This window comes from Streptomyces griseus subsp. griseus, from assembly GCF_000720255.1.
Lineage (GTDB): Bacteria > Actinomycetota > Actinomycetes > Streptomycetales > Streptomycetaceae > Streptomyces > Streptomyces griseus_I.
This window is the reverse complement of sequence record NZ_JOJE01000069.1, coordinates 1-19,367: the sequence shown is the minus strand read 5'-3', so window position 1 is coordinate 19,367 and position 19,367 is coordinate 1. Positions and strand designations below refer to the sequence as shown.

Here is a 19,367-nt window from a genome sequence, read left to right as displayed (position 1 = left end):
CAGGGCGGGCAGGCCCTCGTGGCGCAGCCGGGACCGGGTGTAGGCCGGGTCGGCGTTGTGGGGGTCGTCCCAGACGGGCAGGGACTGGACCAGGCAGGCCTTGCGGGCGGTCTGCCGGTCGAGCTGGAGGAAGGGGCGCCGGTAGCGGCCGCCGGCCCCCGAGACCGCGGCCATGCCGGACAGGGAGCGGGTGCCGGAGCCGCGGGCGAGGCCGAGCAGGACGGTCTCGGCCTGGTCGTCGCGGGTGTGGCCGAGCAGGATGGTGGCGGCGCCGTGGCGTTCGGCGGCGGCGTCGAGGGCGGCGTAGCGGGCGTCCCGCGCGGCGGCCTCGGGTCCGCCCTGGCGGCCGACGGTCACGGCGGCGGACTCGACGGGGTCGAGGCCGAGTCCGCGCAGGCGCAGGACGACTTCCGCGGCGCGCAGGTCGGAGCCGGGCTGGAGGCCGTGGTCGATGGTGACGCCGCCGGCGCGGATGCCGAGCCGGGGGGCTTCGAAGGCGAGGGCGGAGGCGAGCGCCATGGAGTCGGCGCCGCCCGAGCATGCCACGAGCACGAGCGGCGACGGGGGGCGCTCGTGCGGGGCCGCTTCAGGGGTGTGCTCGGTGAGGAGGTCGTGGAGGACGCGGCGGACCGCCAGGCGTATCGCCGCGACCGCAGGATGGGGACCCATGTCCGGTTCCCTTCATGAAGTTTTCGGGGGTGAGCCCGATGTCGGTCACTCAGAGTGTGTAGATGGTGACAGAAATGGGCGGTTCCCCGAGCATCGCACGCCTACGCGCGGCTCACGGTCCCTCGGACGGGTGATTGCAGGGGCGTTCGCCTGCCGACGGCCGGATCTGGTTCACGACCTCTCCACGCCGTTTCACGACTCCGCCTTGCGGTGCACCCGCGCGACCCAGTCCGCCGGTTTGGCGATCTCCGCCTTGGTCGGGAGGGTGTTCGGGGAGGTCCACACGCGGTTGAAGCCGTCCATGCCGACCTGGTCGACGACGGCCCGTACGAAGTGTTCGCCGTCGCGGTACTGCCGGAGCTTGGCGTCCAGGCCCAGCAGCTTGCGCAGGGCGAGGTCCAGGCGGGAGGCGCCCTTGGCGCGGCGCTGCTGGAACTTCTCGCGGATCTCGGCGACGGTCGGTACGACCTGGGGGCCGACCCCGTCCATCACGAAGTCGGCGTGGCCCTCCAGCAGGGACATCACGGCGGTGAGGCGGCCGAGGATCTCGCGCTGGGCGGGCGTCTGCACCAGTTCCACGAACGAGTGACCGCCGTCGTCCTCCTCGGCCTCGGGACGGCCACCGGAGAGGGACTGGGCGGCCTCCCTGATGCGCTCCAGGACGGTCATCGGGTCGACGTCGGTCTCCCCGAGGAACGACTGGATCTCGCCCTCGAGGTGGTCACGGAGCCAGGGCACCGCGGTGAACTGCGTGCGGTGGGTCTCCTCGTGCAGACACACCCACAGGCGGAAGTCGTGCGGGTCCACGTCGAGTTCGCGCTCCACGTGGACGACGTTCGGTGCGACGAGCAGCAGTCGGCCGCCGCCGCCCTCGCCCGCCGGCAGGTCGCGGGCGGGCGGGGCGAAGGTCTCGTACTGGCCGAGGACGCGGGAGGCGAGGAAGGACAGCAGCATGCCGAGTTCGACGCCGGTGACCTTGCCGCCGACGGTGCCGAGGAGGGCGCCACCCGGGCTGTTGCCGCGGCGCTCCTCCATCTTCTCCAGGAGCGGGCGGAGGATCTCGCGGAACCCGGCGACGTTCGCCTTGACCCAGCCGGGGCGGTCGACGACGAGGACGGGGGTGTCGTGGGTCTCCTCGGTGCCCAATCCGGTGAACCCGCGGACGTGTTGTTCGGAGGCCTTGGCGTGGCGGCGCAGTTCCGCGACGACCGCGCGGGCCTCGTCCCGGCTCACCTCGGGGCCCGGCCTCACGAGCCGGGTCGCGGTCGCCACCGCGAGATTCCAGTCGACCATCCCGGAAGATGCGGCACCACCGATGCTCGTCATGTGTCAACCGTACGTGAGCGCCGGCGTTGGGGGCAGGGTGCGGGTTGGGCAGGGGGGCGGGCGGTTCCGGGTGCCCGGCGGTGTCCGACGGGTGCCTGGGTCGGCAGGGGCGGGCGTCGCTTCGGGCGGCGCCCGGCATGAGCTTCTCAGCGGCAGCCGCAGGCCGCCAGCGCCGTTGCTGCCATGTCCAGGGCTGACTGGGCCGCTGTGGGGCTGGTGGTGTCGGAGGCGAGGAAGGCGAAGGCGAGGAGGTGGCCGTCTCGGGTGGCTACCGTGCCCGCGAGGGTGTTGACGCCGGTGAGGGTGCCGGTCTTGGCGCGTACGAGGCCGGCCGCGCCGTGTGTGTAGCGGCTGGTCAGGGTGCCGGTGAAGCCGGCCACGGGGAGGCCGGTGAGAGCGGGACGGAGGTCGGGGTGGCCGGGGTCGGCCGCCTTCGCGAGGAGGGACGTGAGGAGGTTCGCCGTGAGCCGGTCGGCGCGGTCGAGGCCGCTGCCGTCCTTGAAGGTGGTGGCGGAGAGCGGCAGGCCCAGCTTCTTCAGCTGGGCGTCGATCGCCTTGCCGGCGCCGGTGAAGTCGGCGCGTTCGCCGGTGGCGACGGCGGTGTGGCGGGCGAGGGCCTCGGCGATGTCGTTGTCGCTGTTGGTCAGCATGCGTTCGACGACGGTGGACAGCGGGGGTGAGGAGACCGCGGCGAGGGTCTTCGCGCGCTTCGTCGCCTTGGCCGGCTCCGGGGAGGTGGTCTTGATGCCGTGGTCCCCGAGGAGACTCGCGAACGTGCGTGCCGCCTCCGCCGCCGGGTCCGACACGCGGGGCGCCGGTCCGCGGGTCGAGCCGTCCGTACGGGCCTCGTCGGCCATCAGTGCGGTGACGGCGGCGATGTTGGGGTTGACGCCGATGGGATGCAGTTCGGGGCCCTCGTACAGGGTGGTGTCGTAGGAGAGCGTGACCTGCTTGACGCCCCGTTTCCGGAGGGCCGCGGCCGTACGGTCGGCGAGGGTGCGCAGGCTCGCCCAGCCGTCGGCCGTCCGGCGGGCCGTCAGGGTGGGGTCGCCGCCGCCGACCAGGACGAGTTTCCCGTCGGGCTCCAGGGCCGTACGGGTGGTGAGGCGGTGGTCGGCGCCCATCGCCGAGAGGGCCGCGACGGCCGTGGCGATCTTCGTCGTCGAGGCGGGGGTGAGCGCCTCGTCGGCGCTGGAGCCGTACAGACGCCTGCCGGTGCCGACGTCCACGACGGCGGCCGCGTGGCGGCTGCCGAGGGATCCGGAGCCGAGGAGCGGATCCAGGACGGCGCCGAGGGGCTTTGTGTTCGGCGCCGACTTCACGGCGTTCGTGGTGCCGCCGAGGGTCGTGAGGACCGCCCCGGCGCTGGGGGCCGGCTGCGGGGCCCCGGCGGCCGCCTCGGTGGTGCCGGAGGTGCGACCGTGATCTGCGCCACCCGTGTGTCCGAGGACGGCGGCCCGGTCCCGCTCGGCCGTACGCTGACCGGAGGCGTCCCAGGGACCAGCGGCGGTCACCACTCCGGCGGCCAGCGCCAGCCCGGCGGTAACGGCTCCGGCCGTGTACTGCCAGGTCTGGACGGTCTTCGGCCGGGCGAGCCGCGCGAGCTGCGGTTTCGCGGCCCGCGTGAGCCGCGCGATCCGCGGCCCGGCGGCCGCGGCGGCCCGTGCGAGACGCGGTCGTACGGCGGTCGCGGCCCGCACCACGTGCGGTCTCGCGGCCCGCCAAGGCCTCAGCTCTGGCACGACCACCAGCCCCTTTCGCGATCACACACCTGCGTGAGGGACACTTAACCACCAGAACTATGTGTTGATCATGGAGGAGCCACCGGTGGAGTTCGACGTCACGATCGAGATTCCGAAGGGTTCGCGGAACAAGTACGAGGTGGACCACGAGACCGGTCGGATCCGCCTGGACCGTCGCCTCTTCACCTCGACCGCCTACCCGACCGACTACGGCTTCGTCGAGAACACCCTCGGCGAGGACGGCGACCCGCTCGACGCGCTGGTCATCCTGGACGAGCCGACCTTCCCGGGTTGCCTCATCAAGTGCCGCGCGATCGGCATGTTCCGGATGACCGACGAGGCCGGCGGCGACGACAAGCTGCTGTGCGTCCCCGCGACGGACCCGCGTGTGGAGCACCTGCGTGACATCCACCACGTGTCCGAGTTCGACCGCCTGGAGATCCAGCACTTCTTCGAGGTCTACAAGGACCTGGAGCCCGGCAAGTCCGTCGAGGGCGCCGACTGGGTGGGCCGCACCGAGGCCGAGGCCGAGATCGAGCGGTCGTACAAGCGGTTCAAGGACCAGGGCGGCCACTGAGCACTCCCAGCTCGTCGCCGTGAGACAGGCCGCACGCGTGCGCGTGCGGCCTGTTCGCGTGTCAGTGGGTAGACGTGCGCATACTGAGGCCTGCTGGACGTGTCACACAGGGAGCGTTACGGAGTGACGGAGGCGGAATACCGCAAGCCGCTGTCGGACGAGGCGAGGGGCACGTTCGACTCCGAGATCACATCGGAGTTCGCCATCCCGACCGGGCTGGCCGCCCCCAGAACCGGGGGCGAAGCCGAGACCACGTCCGAGTTCGCCCTGCCGGACGGGCTCGACGTCCCCCAGCAGGCCGCCGTGGAGCCGGAGGGGTCGGCGTTCAGTCCGCCGCGGACCTACCACGCCCGGCACGGCCCGCCGGCCTTCACACCGCCGACGGGCATTCCCGTCGTCAGCCTGACCAAGGACCTCCCCTGGCAGGACCGGATGCGCACGATGCTGCGCATGCCGGTGGCCGAGCGGCCCGCGCCGGAGCCGGTGCAGAAGGCGGAGGAGGACGGCGGGCCCGCGGTCCCGCGCGTGCTCGACCTGACCCTGCGTATCGGCGAGCTGCTGCTGGCGGGTGGGGAGAACGCGGAGGACGTGGAGGCGGCGATGTTCGCCGTCTGCCGGTCGTACGGTCTCGACCGCTGCGAGCCGAACGTCACCTTCACGCTGCTGTCGATTTCGTACCAGCCGTCCCTCGTGGAGGACCCGGTGTCGGCGTCGCGGACCGTGCGCCGCCGCGGCACCGACTACACGCGCCTGGCGGCCGTCTACCAGCTCGTCGACGACCTCAGTGACGTGGAGACCCACATCTCCCTGGAGGAGGCCTACCGGCGGCTCGCGGAGATCCGCCGCAACCGGCACCCGTACCCCGGATGGGCCCTGACCACGGCGAGCGGGCTGCTCGCGGGTTCGGCCTCCGTGCTCGTCGGCGGTGACCTGCTCGTGTTCGTGGCGGCCGCGCTGGGCGCGATGCTCGGGGACCGGCTGGCGTGGCTGTGCGCGGGGCGGGGGCTGCCGGAGTTCTACCAGTTCACGGTGGCCGCGATGCCGCCGGCCGCGATCGGGGTCGCGCTGACCGTGGCGCACGTCGACGTGAAGGCGTCCGCGGTGATCACCGGTGGGCTGTTCGCGCTGCTGCCCGGGCGGGCGCTGGTCGCGGGCGTGCAGGACGGTCTGACCGGCTTCTACATCACCGCGTCGGCGCGCCTGCTGGAGGTCCTGTACTTCTTCGTGGGCATCGTCGTCGGCGTGCTGGTGGTGCTGTACTTCGGCGTGCAGCTGGGCGCCAAGCTCAACCCGGACGCGGCGCTGAACATCCCCGAGAACCCGTACTGGCAGCTCGGCGCGTCGATGCTGTTGTCGCTGACCTTCGCGGTGCTGTTGCAGCAGGAACGATCCACCGTGCTGGCGGTGACCCTCAACGGGGGCGTCGCGTGGGCGGTCTACGGGGCGATGTACTACGCCGGTGATCTCTCGCCGGTCGCCTCCACGGCCGTCGCCGCGGGACTGGTGGGACTGTTCGGGCAGCTGCTGGCCCGCTACCGGTTCGCGTCCGCGCTGCCGTACACGACGGCGGCGATCGGGCCGCTGCTACCCGGTTCCGCGACGTACTTCGGGTTGCTGTCGATCGCTCAGAACCGGGTCGACGAGGGGTTGGTGTCGCTGTCGACGGCGGCGGCGCTGGCGATGGCGATTGCCATCGGGGTGAACCTGGGGTCGGAGATCTCGCGGTTGTTCCTGCGGATCGGGTCGACGGAGAAGCGGCGGGCCGCGAAGCGGACGCGAGGGTTTTAGCGCCGGGTGCCTTCGAGCTCGGTGCGATCCGTTCGACGGCGGGTGCGGCTTGTACGTGGTTGCTCGCGCCCACGCGGCGGAGCCGCATATCGGCACAGCCCCGCGCCTCTTTCGGGGCGCGGACGCGCCGCCGCAGTAGCCCTAGTAGCCCTGGTTGCCGTAGGGGTACTGCTGCTGGCCCTGGTGGTCCTGCTGACCGCCGTACGGCTGTTGCGGGTAGTTCTGCGGGTACTGCTGGGCGTACGGCTGCTGTTGTTGGGGCTGCTGCTGGGGCTGCTGGGCGTAGTACTCGTCGTACTGGCCGTACTGGGCGTTGCCCTGATTGTCGCCGTAGTGCTGCTGGTCCTCGTGGGCCGGAGGGATGCGGCGGAGTTGGGTCGTGGCGTCGTCCATGGCCTGGGGCTGGGGCTGGGAGGCCGGGGTCTGGGCGGCGGCCTTCTTCTTCTTGGAGCGCTCGCGCAGGTACTCGATGGCGATCGGGACGACGGAGACCACGACGATCAGGACGAGGATCGCCTCGACGTTCGTCCGGATGAGCTCGATCTGGCCGAGCCAGTAACCCGCGAGGGTGACGCCGGTGCCCCAGGCGACGCCGCCGATGACGTTGTAGACGAGGAACGTGCGGTACTTCATGCGGCCGGCGCCCGCCACGATGGGGGCGAAGGTGCGCACGATCGGGACGAAGCGGGCCAGCACGATGGCCTTGGGGCCGTACCTCTCCATGAACTCGTGGGCCTTCTCCAGGTTCTCCTGTTTGAAGAGCTTGGAGTTGGGACGGCTGAAGAGCTTGGGTCCGAAGAACTTGCCGATCATGTAGCCGACTTGGTCGCCGAGGACGGCGGCGAGCACGATCAGCGCGCAGACCAGCCACAGCGGCTGGCTGATGTACTGCCCCTGGGCCACGAACAGACCCGCGGTGAACAGCAGGGAGTCACCCGGGAGGAACGCGAAGAGGCCGGACTCGGCGAAGACGATCAGCAGGATGCCGGGCAGGCTGAAGGTCGAGATCAGATAGTCCGGACTGATCCACTCGGGGCCGAGCGCAAGCGTGATCACGGGGATGTGGCTCCTGCTGTGGGGGTACGGGCTGGGGCTGGCTGCCCAAACGTATCAACGCAGCCGTCGGGGCCCAGGTTCCAAGGGGCTCCCCAGAATGCACTGCGGGGCCCCTGGGGCAAAGCTGTGAACCATGGGCATCGAAGAATACGGCGGCGGCCAGGGCCCTCAGCCCGACGTGCTCGTCGTCACCACGAACGACGTACCCGGCCACCGCATCCAGGAGGTCCTCGGCGAGGTCTTTGGACTGACCGTGCGCTCGCGGCACCTCGGCAGCCAGATCGGCGCCGGTCTGAAGTCCATGGTCGGCGGTGAGCTCAAGGGGCTCACCAAGACGCTCGTCGAGACCCGCAACCAGGCCATGGCCCGGCTCATCGAGCAGGCACGCGCGCGTGGCGCCAACGCCGTGCTGGCGTTCCGCTTCGACGTGACGGAGGCGGCGGAGGTCGGCACGGAGGTGTGCGCGTACGGCACGGCGGTGGTCGTGACCCGGGAGTAGACCACCCGGGTCACGACCGCCTCAGCCGCTGTGCCGGGCGGCGTTCGCCGTGATCGCGTCCCTCAGGTGTACGGCGAGTCCGGGGCGCATGGAGTCGTAGAACGCCTTGAAGCGCTCGTCGGCGACGTACATCTCGGCCAGGCCCTGGTGGAGTTCGTACGAGCACTCGTAGAACCATCCGCAGATGTGCTGCCGGTGCTCCTCGGCCATGTCCATGGCCGCTTGGCCGGCCGGCGGCTCACCGGCGGCCATCAGGGCGTCGTAGCGCTCGCCCCAGTCGGCCACCTCGGCCTGCATGCGTTTCCAGTCGTCCTTGGTGTAGCTCGCGGCGCGCCGCTGTGACTCGGCGTACGCGTCGGTGCCGCCCCAGCGCTGCTCCGCCTCCTCGGCGTACTGCTCGGGGTCCTTGTCCCCGAAGACCTCGAACCGCTCCTCGGGGGTGAGGTTGATGCCCATCGTGCGTGCCTCCATGGCCTGCTCCACGGCCGCCGCCATCTTCCGCAGCTTCTCGATCCGGGCGGTCAGCAGTTCGTGCTGGCGGCGCAGATGCGCACGCGGGTCCGTATCCGGATCGTCGAGCAGGGCGGCGACCTCGTCGAGGGGGAAGCCGAGCTCCCGGTAGAACAGGATCTGCTGCAGCCGGTCGAGGTCGGCGTCGCTGTAGCGCCGGTGACCCGCGTGGCTGCGCTCGCTCGGGGCGAGCAGGCCGATGTCGTCGTAGTGGTGCAGCGTGCGCACCGTCACCCCGGCGAAACCGGCGACCTGTCCCACGGAGTAGCTCACTTCCGCTCCCTTCTCGGTACGCACTCCACGGTGGCTCCTCACGTGACGTGAGGTGCAAGCCGGTCGCTCCCCGGATGTTGTGACCTATTTTGATGGTTTGTCCGCTTATCGTGAGCCAGTGGCCCAGGACACCGCGCAGCAGGCGCCCGCCGCCCCGGCGACCCCGGCACGCAAGTTGCTGCCGTTGATCCTCCCCGCTCTCGTGGTGGGCGTGATGGCGAGCCTGATCCTGGTCGGGGTGAGCTCGGCGGCCGAGGAGCTCCAGAACGTGCTCTGGGAGGATCTGCCGGACGCGCTGGGCGTCGGCCGGTACTCCGTGCTGTGGATGTTTGTCGTGTTCACCTCGACCGGTGTCCTGGTGGGCCTGGTGGTGTGGAAGGTGCCGGGCCACGCGGGGCCGGACCCGGCCACCACCGGCCTGAATGCTCCCGTGCTCCCGCTCGCCGTGCTGCCGGGCCTGCTGCTGGCGACCGGGCTGATGCTGGCGGGCGGGCCGAGCCTCGGCCCGGAGAATCCGATCATCGCCGTCAACGTCGGGCTGGCGTTCTGGCTGGGCCGCAGGTTCGCGCCGCGGGCACCCGGACAGCTGTGGGTGGTACTGGCGGAGGCGGCGACGATCGGCGCGCTGTTCGGCACGCCGGTGGCGGCGGCGCTGGTCGTCTCCGAGGCACTGGCCGGGCAGCGGGTGCGGGGTGCGCTGTGGGACAACGTCTTCGCGCCGCTCGCCGCCGGGGCCGCGGGCGCCATCACGGCCGACTTGCTCTCGCACCCCTCTTTCGACCTGCATCTGCCCGCCTTCGACCACCCGGGCTGGGGCGACCTGCTGGCGGCCCTCGTGGTGGCCTGCGTGGCCGCGCTGCTCACCATGTGCGCCGTCCGCGCCTTCCCGTACGTCCACGGCGTCTTCGCGTGGCTGCGCCACCCGATGCTGGCGCTCCCGGCCGGCGGGATCATGCTGGGGCTGCTGGCAGCGGTGGGCGGGCATCTGACGCTCTTCAAGGGGCTGGACCAGGTCGCAGAGCTGGCGCGTGATCCCGACGGCTGGTCGGCGGGGCAGTTCGCGACCCTGACGGTGGTGAAGCTGGCGGCGCTGCTCGTCGCCGCGTCCTGCGGCTTCCGTGGCGGGCGGATCTTCCCGGCCGTCTTCGTCGGCACCTCCCTCGGGCTGTGCGCGCACGCCCTCGTGCCCGATGTGCCGCCCGCGCTGGGCGTGGCCTGCGGGGTGCTCGGCGTGCTCCTCGCGATCACCCGGCAGGGCTGGGTGAGCCTGTTCACGGCCGCCGTGCTGACCGCTTCGCCCGCGATCGTCTCCCTGCTCTGCGTCGCCTCGCTGCCGGCCTGGCTGCTGGTGACGGGGCGGCCACAGATGCAGCTCCGCGCCGACGGGACGTCCGTCACCTGAGCCGGACACCTGAACCCGTCACCCGACCTCGCCCCCCCTGCCCCTGCCACCTCAACCCGACACCTGAATCGGACACCTCAAGGAGAGACACCCATGGCCCTTCACAAAGGCGGCGCCCGCAAGCCCGACGAGCGTCCCCTGTCCGTCAACCCCTTCCGCGGGGACGCGAACCCGGTCGCCGCCATGGCCGAGGCGCCGCCCAAACACCGGTTGCCCGACGCCCCGCTGCCGCCCTCGACGGCGTACCAAGTGGTGCACGACGAGCTGATGCTGGACGGCAACGCCCGGCTGAACCTCGCCACGTTCGTCACCACCTGGATGGAGCCCCAGGCCGGGATCCTCATGGGCGAGTGCCGTGACAAGAACATGATCGACAAGGACGAGTACCCACGCACGGCCGAACTGGAGCGGCGCTGCGTGGCGATCCTGGCCGACCTCTGGCACGCACCCGATCCCTCGGCCTCCGTGGGCTGCTCGACGACCGGGTCGAGCGAGGCGTGCATGCTCGCCGGAATGGCGCTGAAGCGGCGCTGGGCGCGGCGCAACGCCGACCGGTACCCGGGGGCACGCCCGAACCTCGTCATGGGCGTCAACGTGCAGGTCTGCTGGGAGAAGTTCTGCAACTTCTGGGAGGTGGAGGCCCGGCTGGTGCCCATGGAGGGCGAGCGCTTCCACCTCGACCCGCAGGCCGCCGCCGAGATGTGCGACGAGAACACCATCGGGGTCGTCGGCATCCTCGGTTCCACCTTCGACGGGTCGTACGAGCCGGTCGCGGACCTCTGCGCGGCGCTCGACGCCCTCCAGGAGCGGACCGGGCTCGACATCCCGGTGCACGTCGACGGCGCGTCCGGCGCCATGATCGCGCCCTTCCTGGACGAGGACCTGGTGTGGGACTTCCGCCTCCCGCGCGTGGCCTCCATCAACACCTCGGGGCACAAGTACGGGCTGGTCTACCCGGGCGTCGGCTGGGCGCTGTGGCGCGACCACGAGTCCCTGCCCGAGGAACTCGTCTTCCGCGTCAACTATCTGGGCGGCGAGATGCCGACCTTCGCGCTCAACTTCTCCCGGCCGGGCGCGCAGGTCGTCGCGCAGTACTACACGTTCCTGCGCCTGGGCCGGGAGGGCTACCGGGCCGTGCAGCAGTCCTCCCGGGACGTGGCCCGGGGTCTCGCCGAGCGCGTGGAGGCGCTCGGCGATTTCCGGCTCCTGACCCGGGGGGACCAGCTGCCCGTCTTCGCCTTCACGACGACGGACGACGTGAAGGCGTACGACGTCTTCGACGTCTCCCGGCGGCTGCGCGAGAACGGCTGGCTGGTGCCCGCGTACACCTTCCCGCCCAACCGCGAGGACCTGTCCGTGCTGCGGGTGGTGTGCCGCAACGCCTTCTCGGCGGACCTCGCCGACCTGTTCGTGGAGGACCTGTCCCGGCTGCTGCCGGAGCTGCGCCGGCAGCCGCAGCCGCTGACGCGGGACAAGCAGGCGGCGACCGGGTTCCACCACTGACCTGTGTCATCTCCCGAGGCGCCGGGGAACTTGATCAGTGGGCGTCCCCGGGATGCGTCTCCGTCGTCGCGTACGGGTTGCGCTGGCCGTCCGCGAGGATGCCGACGAACGGCTCACCCTCCCCGGCGAAGGTGTAGGCCCCGCGCTCGATGCGCTCGATCAGCCCCTGGATCCACTCGGACTCGCTGTCGGCCGAGTGGACCCAGAGGTTCATGACCTCCCCGATGTGGCCGAGCCGCTCGGGGCCGTCCTCGGGGACGTAGTGCTCGGTGACGACAGCGCGCCACTCGCCGATCCGCCGGGTCCGCTCCTTCAGGAGGGCGACCGCCTCGCCGCGCGGCAGGTCGACTATGAAGCCGATGCCCGCCGACTTCACGTCCACCTTCTGGTCGTACGAGGTCAGCGCCTCGCGCAGCAGCGCGAAGTACTCCTCGGTGCCCTTGCCGGTGATCTCGTACTCCGTGCGCGGCGGGCCGCCGGCCGTGGAGGGGGCGATCTCATGGGCGTGCAGCAGGCCCTGTTTCGCCATCTGCTTCAGGGCGTGGTAGATCGAGCCGGGCTTGGCGTTGGACCAATCGTGCGCGCCCCAGTACTCCAGGTCGTTGCGCACCTGGTAGCCGTGGGCCCGCCCGTGCTGGCGCACCGCGCCCAGCACGAGGAGACGGATCGCTGACATGTGGTCCAGGTTATGACCTCAGTTCTCGGCGAGAGCAACCAGCTCGAACGCCGTCTTCCCGTCCAGCGACTCCCGGATGATGTCGGCGTGGCCGGCGTGCCGGGCGGTCTCCCGGATCAGGTGCAGGAGGACCCAGCGCACGGAGACGGACTCCTCCGGGAACCAGGGTGCCTTCGGGAGCGGGAAGGTGTCGTCGAGGCTGGGAACGGAGCGGGCGAACGCCTCCGTCTCGGCGGCGACCTTCTCCCAGTACTCCAGTTGCGACGCGACCGTCTCGCCCTCGATCAGCGCGAAGCACTCGGGCCAGTTCGACTGGTCCCGGTGCACGGCCGGCTCCTCCCCCTTGGCGCGGGCCACCCAGCCCTGCTCCGTCTCGGCGACGTGCTTGACCAGCCCGGCCAGGGAGAGCTCGCTGGCGCTGGGACGCGAGGAGGCCTGCTCGTCCGTGAGGCCGAGCACCGCCCGCCTGATGCCGCCGCGCTGCTCGTCAAGGAAGGAGAGCAGCGCTCCGCGCTCGTCGCCCTGGGCTTCGGGTCGCACGTGAGTGACCATGAACGGCCGCCTTTCATCGGGGTGTCACGGCTGCTGCCGCCTGACACCGATGACGTTACGGACCCTTGCGGTCAGGTTCTGTCCGCAAGCGACGCCTGCCGCGGATCAGAAGGGAAACGCGCTGCGCCCGTGCTGTACCGAGATCCACCGCAGCGTGGTGAACGCGTCCAGTGTGGTCTCGCCGTTGAGTCGGCCGATCCCGGAGTTCTTCTCGCCGCCGAAGGGGATCAGCGGCTCGTCGTGGATGGTGCCGTCGTTCACGTGGAACATGCCGGTGTCGACCTGCTGGGCGAAGGCGACACCCCGCTCCACGTCGGCCGTGTGGACGGCGCCGCTGAGACCGTAGGGCGTGTCGTTGACGATGCGGATCGCCTCCTCCTCGCCGTCGAAGGGGACGAGGAGGGCGACGGGGCCGAAGATCTCCTTGTGCAGGAGGGAGGAGTCGGACGGCACGTCCGTCAGGACGGACGGCTCCACCAGGTTGTCGGTCGTCGCGCCTCGCACCAGCACGGTGGCGCCCTCGGCGACCGCCTGGTCGACGGCGGCGGAGATGGCGTTGGCCTGGAGGGAGTTGATGACCGGGCCGATCACCGTCCGCGGGTCGCGTGGGTCACCGGTCTTGAGGGTCCTGACCTTGGCGACGAACTTTTCGGTGAACTCGGCCGCGACCGAGCGGTCCACCAGCACCCGGTTGGCGGCCATGCAGACCTGGCCCTGGTCGACGTACCGGCTGAAGACGGCCGCGTCGACCGCGTAGTCGATGTCGGCGTCGTCGAGGACCACCAGCGCGCTGTTGCCGCCCAGTTCGAGGACCGTGCGCTTGAGTTGCGCCGCGCAGACGGTCGCGATGTGCCGGCCGACCTTGTCGGAACCGGTGAAGGTGATGACCTTGGGGATGGGGTGCTCGATGAAGGCGTCGCCTATCTCGGCGATGTCGGTGACGACGACGTTGAGCAACCCGGCCGGCAGACCCGCGTCCTCGAACAGCTTGGCGATCAGGGTGCCGCCGACGATCGGGCTGTCCTCGTGCGGCTTGAGGACGACCGCGTTGCCGAGGGCCAGCGCGGCGGAGACGGGCTTGAGCGACAGCAGGAACGGCGAGTTGAAGGGGCTGATGACACCGACGACCCCGACCGGAACGCGGTAGAGGCGGTTCTCCTTGCCCTCGATCGGGGAGGGCAGGATCCGGCCCTCGGAACGCAGGGTCAGGTGGGCGGCCTCGCGCAGGAACTCCTTGGCGAGGTTGATCTCGAAGCCGGCCTTCACATACGTACCGCCGAGCTCGGCGATGATCGCCTGGAGGATCTCCTCCTCGCGTTCCTCGAGCAGCCGCAGGGCGCTGTCGAAGACGGCACGGCGGGAGTAGGGGTTGATCGTGGCCCACTGCCTGTGGGCACGGGCGGCCGCCCGGTAGGCCTGATCGACCTCGTCGACGGTGGCTATGGTGATCGAGGCGAGCTTCTCGCCGTCGTAGGGATTGAAGTCGATGATGTCCCAGGAACCGGTGCCCGGACGCCACTCACCGTCGATGAACTGCTGGGCCAGGTCGGTGAAACAGGACGACATGTGATCCCTCAATCCCTTGCTGCCGAAGCAGTCGAGGCAGACGCCGGATCGGCCTCCGATCAGTCCGTGAGGCGCTGATCACATGTCATCGTACTTACGTTTGGGGCGAGTTGGAGGTGTCACCTCGGGAAACGCAAGAAGCACACAGGAAAACCGAGGGTTATCCCTACGACAGCTGCAGAAGCCCCCGCAGAAGGTCCCGGCTCTCGGCCGGTCCGGGGCTGTCCTGCTGGAGTTCCTTGAGCGCCTGCTCGTACTGGACGACGTCCTCGCGCTTGTCGAGGTAGAGCGCGCTGGTGAGCTGCTCCAGATAGACGACGTCCGACAGGTCGGACTCCGGGAAGCTCAGGATGGTGAAGGCGCCGCTCTCGCCGGAGTGCCCGCCGAAGCTGAACGGCATGACCTGGAGCCGTACGTTGGGGCGCTCGGAGAACTCGATCAGGTGCTGGAGCTGGCCGCGCATCACCTCGCGGTCGCCGTAGGGGCGGCGCAGGGCGGCCTCGTCCAGGACGATGTGGAACTCGGGGGCGTTCTCGGAGACGAGGTACTTCTGCCTCTCCAGGCGCAGCGCCACACGCCGGTCGATGTCGGCGGCGCTCGCGCCCTTCATGCCGCGCTCGACGACCGCGTGGGCGTACGCCTCGGTCTGCAGCAGCCCGTGCACGAACTGCACCTCGTAGACGCGGATCAGTGAGGCCGCGCCCTCCAGGCCCACATAGGTGGGGAACCAGTTCGGCAGAACGTCGGAGTAACTGTGCCACCAGCCCGCCACGTTGGCCTCACGGGCGAGTCCGACGAGCGCGGCGCGCTCCGCCTCGTCCGTGATGCCGTACAGCGTCAGCAGGTCTTCCACGTCCCTCGTCTTGAAGCTCACCCGGCCCAACTCCATCCGGCTGATCTTCGACTCCGAGGCACGGATGGAGTACCCCGCGGCCTCACGCGTGATCCCCCGGGCCTCGCGCAGTCGCCTGAGTTGCGAGCCGAGCAGCATGCGCCGCACCACCGATCCGGGCTCTCCCGCGCTCACGTTCGCCAGCCTCCCCAACCGTCTTAGGGGCCGCAGTCTGCCACTAAAACACTCCGAGCAGTACTCGTCCGATTACAGAGACAGGAAGAAGTCGAAGATGCCAGGCGGGAGGGTGGGACGGGAGGGAGAGGAGAAGGGAGGAGGAGAGCAAGGAAGCGGCAAGCAGGAGACGTGAAGATGGCGGAAAAAATGGCCAAGAAGCGGTACGGGAAGGTCCATTTCGGTCACGTGCACGTGCATCTGCCCTTGCATCTGCTGTGCGCATCCGAAACCATGGTCTCGCGCCACCGCTGCATCGCAACGACCGCGAATTCCCGGGAGTGCCTCGCATGGGGACGAATGGATCGACCATGCTCGAGCCGTTACGGCAGGGCCTTCCGCCGCTGGATCCCGCTGCCGTGTCCAGTGCCGCCTCGTGCGCTCTGCCCGCCCGCTGCGAAGCGGTGCGCGACGCACGGCAGTTCACGCGCGGAACCCTCGACCAGTGGGACCTCGCCGACCGCTTCGACGACGTCTGTCTCGTCGTCTCCGAACTCGTCACCAACGCGCTGCGGCACGCGCTGCCGACGCATGCCTCACCGGCATCCGAGCAGTGCCCGCCGGTGCGGCTGCACCTGATGCGCTGGACCGAGCGACTGGTGTGCGCGGTGCGCGACCCCAGCCACGACGGTCCCGTCGCGCGCGGTACGGACGACTTCTCGGCGGAGTCGGGCCGCGGCCTGTTCCTGGTCGACTCCTTCAGCGACAGCTGGGGCTGGCACCCGCTGGCCGGCAGGCTCAGCGGCAAGGTCGTGTGGGCGCTGTTCCAGCTGCGCTCCGCCGGCGAATGAACCCTCGCGGCGCACACCGGCGCCGCGGTTCTACGCGCGTCACGCCGACGGCGGCACCGCTTTGCGGAACCCGCGACACCGTTGTCCTGGCGCGGCCGCCGATCAGCCCGCGATCAGGTGGTCGAACTCGCCGTCCTTGATGCCGAGCAGCATCGCCTCGATCTCCGCCCGGGTGTAGACGAGCGCGGGCCCGTCCGGGAAGCGCGAGTTGCGCACGGCCACGTCTCCGCCGGGCAGCCTCGCGAACTCCACGCAGGATCCCTGCGAGTTGCTGTGCCGACTCTTCTGCCAGGCCACCCCGTGCAGCTGCGTCGCCGTCATGCCGTTGTACACGTCGTACCCCCCGTCAACATCCTGATCCACAGGTAGCTCCCCGGTGGTGCACTGGCTCGAGTGGCCATTGGTGCCATGGTCAACAGACCCGGATCATATCCCCGTTCATGTGCAGGTGCAGGCGCAGATGCACGTGCACGCGGGGTGGTCCTCCGGTTACAGCTTTGACGTCCGCCGTGCCCGATCGGTTCTTTCGGAAATGCTTCGCATTGTTTCGCCCTGTACTAAGAACAGACGCGCCTGGGGCTCTTTGTGTTCCACCGCGTTTGTGACGATCCGGCGGGAGATGCGAGAACGTGTGCGCTCCGCCCGGGAGATGCTGGTCCGGGCGGAGCGTGGTGGGGGGGCGGGGTGGCGTCAGCGGCCGGCGGCCGCGTAGGGCAGCAGCGCCATCTCCCGGGCGTTCTTGATCGCACGGGCCAGCCGCCGCTGCTGCTGGGCCGAGACCCGGGTCACCCGGCGGCTGCGGATCTTGCCGCGGTCGGAGATGAACGTCCGCAGCAGCTCGGTGTCCTTGAAGTCGATGTACGTGATCCCGGCCTGGTCCAGCGGATTGGGACGACTTCTGGCGGGCTTGCGGTCGGTCTTGCGGGGCATGGCGGGTCAGACCTCCAGGAGTGCGTCGAAGGCGGGGGGCAGTTGTTTCCAGGCGGCGCGGCCGGCGGCGTACTCGGCGTCGGTGAGCAGGCAGGAGTCCAGCAGGCGCGCCAGTCCCTCGCGGTCGAGGCCCGGGGACGTGAAGACCAGGTGCTGGCAGCGGTCGCCGTGCTCCGGGTGCCAGTCCAGCGCGGCGGCGGCGCGGCGCACCGGCGGGACCATGTCCCAGGCCGCGTCGGGCAGGGAGGCGAGCCAAGGCCCCGCGCTCTCCACACACAGCGCACCGCCGGCCGCATCCCAGTGCAGCAGCGTGTCGGGCCGTTCGGCGAGCCAGAAGCGGCCCCGGCTGCGGGCCGCGGCGCAGGTCAGGTCCTCCAGGGCCGCGTACAGCCGCTCCGGGTGGAAGGGGCGGCACTGGTGCCAGACGAAGGTCGAGACACCGTGCGCGTCGGCCTCCGCCGGGAGCAGCGCACAGGCGGGGTGCTGGGCGGCCGCGGCCGCGTCGACGTCGAAGCCGGCGAAGGCGGCCCGGGCGAGCGGTGACAGAGCGCCAGGTGCGGACGCCCCCGCCCGGGAGCCGTCACCGATCGGCACCTGGCGGGCGGTCGGGTGCAGTTGGGTGAGGAGTTCGTGGTCCTCGGCGTCGGCCTCCTCGGAGTCGGTGACGGCCAGGGTGCTCGCGTACTCCAGCTGGCGGGCGAAGGTGTCGGCGACCGTGCGCTGGTCGGTGGCGGCCGCGGCAAGGCCCCTCTCGGCGAGGTCGTCGCCGTTGCCGAGGTACGGCAGGAGCAGCGCCGGGTCGACGGCGGTGATCACGCCGGTGACCGTGAGCCCGCCGGCCGTGACCACCTCGGCCATGGCCTTGGGCTCGACGGAGTCCCACAGCTCGACGATCGCGAGCCGGGTCCGCCCGGCCTCGTCGAGCCGCTCCAGCTCGGGCACCAGGTCCTCGCGCAGCGCACAGCACGCGCAGTCGCTGACCAGCGGTGCCTCGCCGGCGGACAGGATCCCGCCGGCGTCCCGGACCGTCCGTACGACCGTGCCGGCGGCGGCCGTGGCGAGGTCGTGGTGGAGTACGACACTGCCGGGCACGTCGGCGAGCAGCCGGGCGACCGCCGCCCGGCGTGCCTCGGCGTGCAGTCCGCCGACGATGACGACGGAGAGTGGGGACACCGCGCTATCCCTGCTTCCCGTACCGGCGCTCGAAGCGCTCCACGCGTCCGGCCGTGTCCAGGACGCGGGCGGTACCCGTGTAGAAGGGGTGGCTGACGTCGGAGATCTCGACGTCCACGACCGGGTAGGTGTTGCCGTCCTCCCACTCGATCGTCTTCCCGCCCGCCGTCGCGACGAGCGTCGAGCGGGTCAGGAAGGCGTGCTTGGCGGCACGGTCACGGAAGACGACGGGCCCGTAGGCCGGGTGGATTCCCTCGCGCATGGCGGTGGCTCAGCGCTCCTCTCGGAAGTCGACGTGACGGCCGGCGACCGGGTCGTACTTGCGCAGGGCCATACGGTCCGGGTCGTTGCGGCGGTTCTTGCGGGTGACGTAGGTGAAGCCGGTTCCGGCCGTGGACCGGAGTTTGATGACCGGGCGGAGTTCGTTGCGTGCCATGCTGCTATGTTACTGAAAATGAATTCCATTAGCACCACCTGCCGAGGAGAGGTACGTCACCCGTGTCCGCGCACTGCATGCTGACCGGCGCCCAGCCCGGTTTCGGAAACCGCATCTCCCACTCCCACCGGCGCACCTCGCGCCGCTTCGACCCGAACATCCAGAGCAAGCGGTACTGGCTGCCCAGCGAGGGCCGGTACGTACGGCTGCGGCTGAGCGCCAGGGGGATCAAGACGGTCGACACGATCGGCGTCGAGGCGGCGGTGGCCCGGATCCGCGCCCGTGGAGTGAGGGTCTGATGGCGAAGAAGAGCAAGATCGCGAAGAACGAGAGGCGGCAGGAGGTCGTCGCCCGCCACGCCGCCCGCCGCGCCGAGTTGAAGGAGATCATCCGGCGGCCGACGTCGACCGAGGCGGAACGCGCCGCCGCCCAGCGGGAGCTGCGCGCCCAACCGCGTGACGCGAGCGCCACGCGCGTCCGCAACCGCGACCAGGTGGACGGGCGGCCACGCGGCTACTTCCGGGCATTCGGACTGTCCCGGGTGAGCCTGCGGGAGCAGGCACACGCGGGGTATCTGCCGGGGGTGCGGAAGTCGTCCTGGTAGGGCGCGGGGTGGGGGCGGTCGGGTAGGGGGCGGTGTCGGGGCGGCCGGGACGGTCGCTGGGGTGGCGGCCGGGACGGTCGCTGGGGTGGCGGCCGAGACGGTCGCTGGGGTGGCGGCCGAGACGGTCGCTGGGGTGGTGAGCCGGGGCCGTGGGCCGGTGTAGCGGCTGGGGTGTGGGCCGGTGTAGCGGCTGGGGTGTGGGCCGGTGTAGCGGCTGGGGTGTGGGCC

22 protein-coding genes are annotated in these 19,367 nt (G+C 70.7%); 8 read left to right on the top strand and 14 right to left on the bottom strand.

The window, feature by feature from the left end; genetic code table 11:
* The 3 genes from tilS to dacB all read right to left on the bottom strand — a co-directional run.
* Nucleotides 1-669: tRNA lysidine(34) synthetase TilS (tilS, locus tag IG99_RS41805; RefSeq protein ID WP_037683975.1), on the bottom strand; the 669-nt coding region annotated here is incomplete at its 3' end.
* 192 nt (nucleotides 670-861) lie between these two features.
* Nucleotides 862-1,995 carry a zinc-dependent metalloprotease gene (locus tag IG99_RS41800; RefSeq protein ID WP_037683972.1) on the bottom strand — a complete coding sequence of 378 codons (1,134 nt, stop codon included), beginning with the start codon at nucleotides 1,993-1,995 and terminating at the stop codon, nucleotides 862-864.
* A 146-nt stretch (nucleotides 1,996-2,141) separates the two neighbouring features.
* Nucleotides 2,142-3,743 carry a D-alanyl-D-alanine carboxypeptidase/D-alanyl-D-alanine endopeptidase gene (gene dacB, locus IG99_RS41795; protein WP_037683970.1) on the bottom strand — a complete coding sequence of 534 codons (1,602 nt, stop codon included), beginning with the start codon at nucleotides 3,741-3,743 and terminating at the stop codon, nucleotides 2,142-2,144.
* A gap of 79 nt (nucleotides 3,744-3,822) precedes the next feature.
* Here dacB and IG99_RS41790 point away from each other — a divergent pair, with 79 nt between their 5' ends.
* Nucleotides 3,823-4,314 carry an inorganic diphosphatase gene (locus IG99_RS41790; protein ID WP_031487466.1) on the top strand — a complete coding sequence of 164 codons (492 nt, stop codon included), beginning with the start codon at nucleotides 3,823-3,825 and terminating at the stop codon, nucleotides 4,312-4,314.
* A gap of 123 nt (nucleotides 4,315-4,437) precedes the next feature.
* Nucleotides 4,438-6,102 carry a threonine/serine exporter family protein gene (locus IG99_RS41785; protein ID WP_037683967.1) on the top strand — a complete coding sequence of 555 codons (1,665 nt, stop codon included), beginning with the start codon at nucleotides 4,438-4,440 and terminating at the stop codon, nucleotides 6,100-6,102.
* A 141-nt stretch (nucleotides 6,103-6,243) separates the two neighbouring features.
* On the opposite strand, the gene IG99_RS41780 is transcribed toward IG99_RS41785, so the two are convergent.
* Complete coding sequence (locus tag IG99_RS41780; protein ID WP_037683964.1) at nucleotides 6,244-7,158, bottom strand: DedA family protein; 915 nt, start codon at nucleotides 7,156-7,158, stop codon at nucleotides 6,244-6,246.
* A gap of 133 nt (nucleotides 7,159-7,291) precedes the next feature.
* Between IG99_RS41780 and IG99_RS41775 the strand changes: the two genes are divergently transcribed.
* Nucleotides 7,292-7,657 (top strand): YbjQ family protein, encoded by a 366-nt coding sequence (locus IG99_RS41775; RefSeq protein WP_037683961.1) that lies wholly within the window; start codon nucleotides 7,292-7,294, stop codon nucleotides 7,655-7,657.
* Nucleotides 7,658-7,678: 21 nt separating this feature from the next.
* On the opposite strand, the gene IG99_RS41770 is transcribed toward IG99_RS41775, so the two are convergent.
* Complete coding sequence (locus IG99_RS41770) at nucleotides 7,679-8,440, bottom strand: MerR family transcriptional regulator (RefSeq protein ID WP_037683976.1); 762 nt, start codon at nucleotides 8,438-8,440, stop codon at nucleotides 7,679-7,681.
* 118 nt (nucleotides 8,441-8,558) lie between these two features.
* Here IG99_RS41770 and IG99_RS41765 point away from each other — a divergent pair, with 118 nt between their 5' ends.
* Nucleotides 8,559-9,842 (top strand): ion channel protein, encoded by a 1,284-nt coding sequence (locus IG99_RS41765; RefSeq protein WP_037683960.1) that lies wholly within the window; start codon nucleotides 8,559-8,561, stop codon nucleotides 9,840-9,842.
* Nucleotides 9,843-9,935: 93 nt separating this feature from the next.
* Nucleotides 9,936-11,345 carry a glutamate decarboxylase gene (locus IG99_RS41760; RefSeq protein WP_037683959.1) on the top strand — a complete coding sequence of 470 codons (1,410 nt, stop codon included), beginning with the start codon at nucleotides 9,936-9,938 and terminating at the stop codon, nucleotides 11,343-11,345.
* A 34-nt stretch (nucleotides 11,346-11,379) separates the two neighbouring features.
* Here the strand turns inward: IG99_RS41760 and IG99_RS41755 are convergent, their stop codons facing one another.
* The 4 genes from IG99_RS41755 to IG99_RS41740 all read right to left on the bottom strand — a co-directional run bounded on the left by IG99_RS41755 (nucleotide 11,380) and on the right by IG99_RS41740 (nucleotide 15,130).
* Nucleotides 11,380-12,021 carry a PadR family transcriptional regulator gene (locus IG99_RS41755; protein WP_037683957.1) on the bottom strand — a complete coding sequence of 214 codons (642 nt, stop codon included), beginning with the start codon at nucleotides 12,019-12,021 and terminating at the stop codon, nucleotides 11,380-11,382.
* A gap of 18 nt (nucleotides 12,022-12,039) precedes the next feature.
* On the bottom strand, nucleotides 12,040-12,573 hold the full coding sequence (locus IG99_RS41750; RefSeq protein ID WP_037683955.1) for a DinB family protein: 534 nt from the start codon (nucleotides 12,571-12,573) through the stop codon (nucleotides 12,040-12,042).
* Between the two features lie 105 nt (nucleotides 12,574-12,678).
* Nucleotides 12,679-14,139: an aldehyde dehydrogenase family protein gene (locus IG99_RS41745; RefSeq protein ID WP_037683953.1), complete on the bottom strand. Its 1,461-nt coding sequence runs from the start codon at nucleotides 14,137-14,139 to the stop codon at nucleotides 12,679-12,681.
* 166 nt (nucleotides 14,140-14,305) lie between these two features.
* Nucleotides 14,306-15,130, bottom strand: a complete 825-nt coding sequence (locus IG99_RS41740; protein WP_051866584.1) for a helix-turn-helix domain-containing protein — start codon at nucleotides 15,128-15,130, stop codon at nucleotides 14,306-14,308.
* A 386-nt stretch (nucleotides 15,131-15,516) separates the two neighbouring features.
* Between IG99_RS41740 and IG99_RS41735 the strand changes: the two genes are divergently transcribed.
* Entirely contained in the window at nucleotides 15,517-15,996 is a 480-nt protein-coding gene (locus tag IG99_RS41735) for an ATP-binding protein (protein WP_037683951.1), read from the top strand.
* A gap of 102 nt (nucleotides 15,997-16,098) precedes the next feature.
* Here the strand turns inward: IG99_RS41735 and IG99_RS41730 are convergent, their stop codons facing one another.
* The 5 genes from IG99_RS41730 to rpmG all read right to left on the bottom strand — a co-directional run bounded on the left by IG99_RS41730 (nucleotide 16,099) and on the right by rpmG (nucleotide 18,535).
* The gene (locus IG99_RS41730) at nucleotides 16,099-16,317 is read right to left on the bottom strand and encodes a DUF397 domain-containing protein (RefSeq protein ID WP_051866585.1); all 219 of its coding nucleotides are present in this window, start codon (nucleotides 16,315-16,317) and stop codon (nucleotides 16,099-16,101) included.
* 369 nt (nucleotides 16,318-16,686) lie between these two features.
* Entirely contained in the window at nucleotides 16,687-16,926 is a 240-nt protein-coding gene (gene rpsR / locus IG99_RS41725; RefSeq protein WP_037683948.1) for a 30S ribosomal protein S18, read from the bottom strand.
* A gap of 6 nt (nucleotides 16,927-16,932) precedes the next feature.
* The gene (locus tag IG99_RS41720; protein ID WP_037683946.1) at nucleotides 16,933-18,099 is read right to left on the bottom strand and encodes a CobW family GTP-binding protein; all 1,167 of its coding nucleotides are present in this window, start codon (nucleotides 18,097-18,099) and stop codon (nucleotides 16,933-16,935) included.
* Nucleotides 18,100-18,103: 4 nt separating this feature from the next.
* Nucleotides 18,104-18,361 (bottom strand): type B 50S ribosomal protein L31, encoded by a 258-nt coding sequence (locus IG99_RS41715; protein ID WP_037683943.1) that lies wholly within the window; start codon nucleotides 18,359-18,361, stop codon nucleotides 18,104-18,106.
* A gap of 9 nt (nucleotides 18,362-18,370) precedes the next feature.
* Entirely contained in the window at nucleotides 18,371-18,535 is a 165-nt protein-coding gene (gene rpmG, locus IG99_RS41710) for a 50S ribosomal protein L33 (protein WP_037683941.1), read from the bottom strand.
* Nucleotides 18,536-18,597: 62 nt separating this feature from the next.
* On the opposite strand from rpmG, the gene rpmB reads away from it, so the two are divergent.
* The gene (rpmB, locus tag IG99_RS41705) at nucleotides 18,598-18,834 is read left to right on the top strand and encodes a 50S ribosomal protein L28 (protein ID WP_037683940.1); all 237 of its coding nucleotides are present in this window, start codon (nucleotides 18,598-18,600) and stop codon (nucleotides 18,832-18,834) included.
* On the top strand, nucleotides 18,834-19,139 hold the full coding sequence (gene rpsN / locus IG99_RS41700; RefSeq protein ID WP_037683938.1) for a 30S ribosomal protein S14: 306 nt from the start codon (nucleotides 18,834-18,836) through the stop codon (nucleotides 19,137-19,139). The genes rpmB and rpsN overlap by 1 nt, the downstream gene beginning before the upstream one ends.
* Nucleotides 19,140-19,367: the final 228 nt, after the last annotated feature.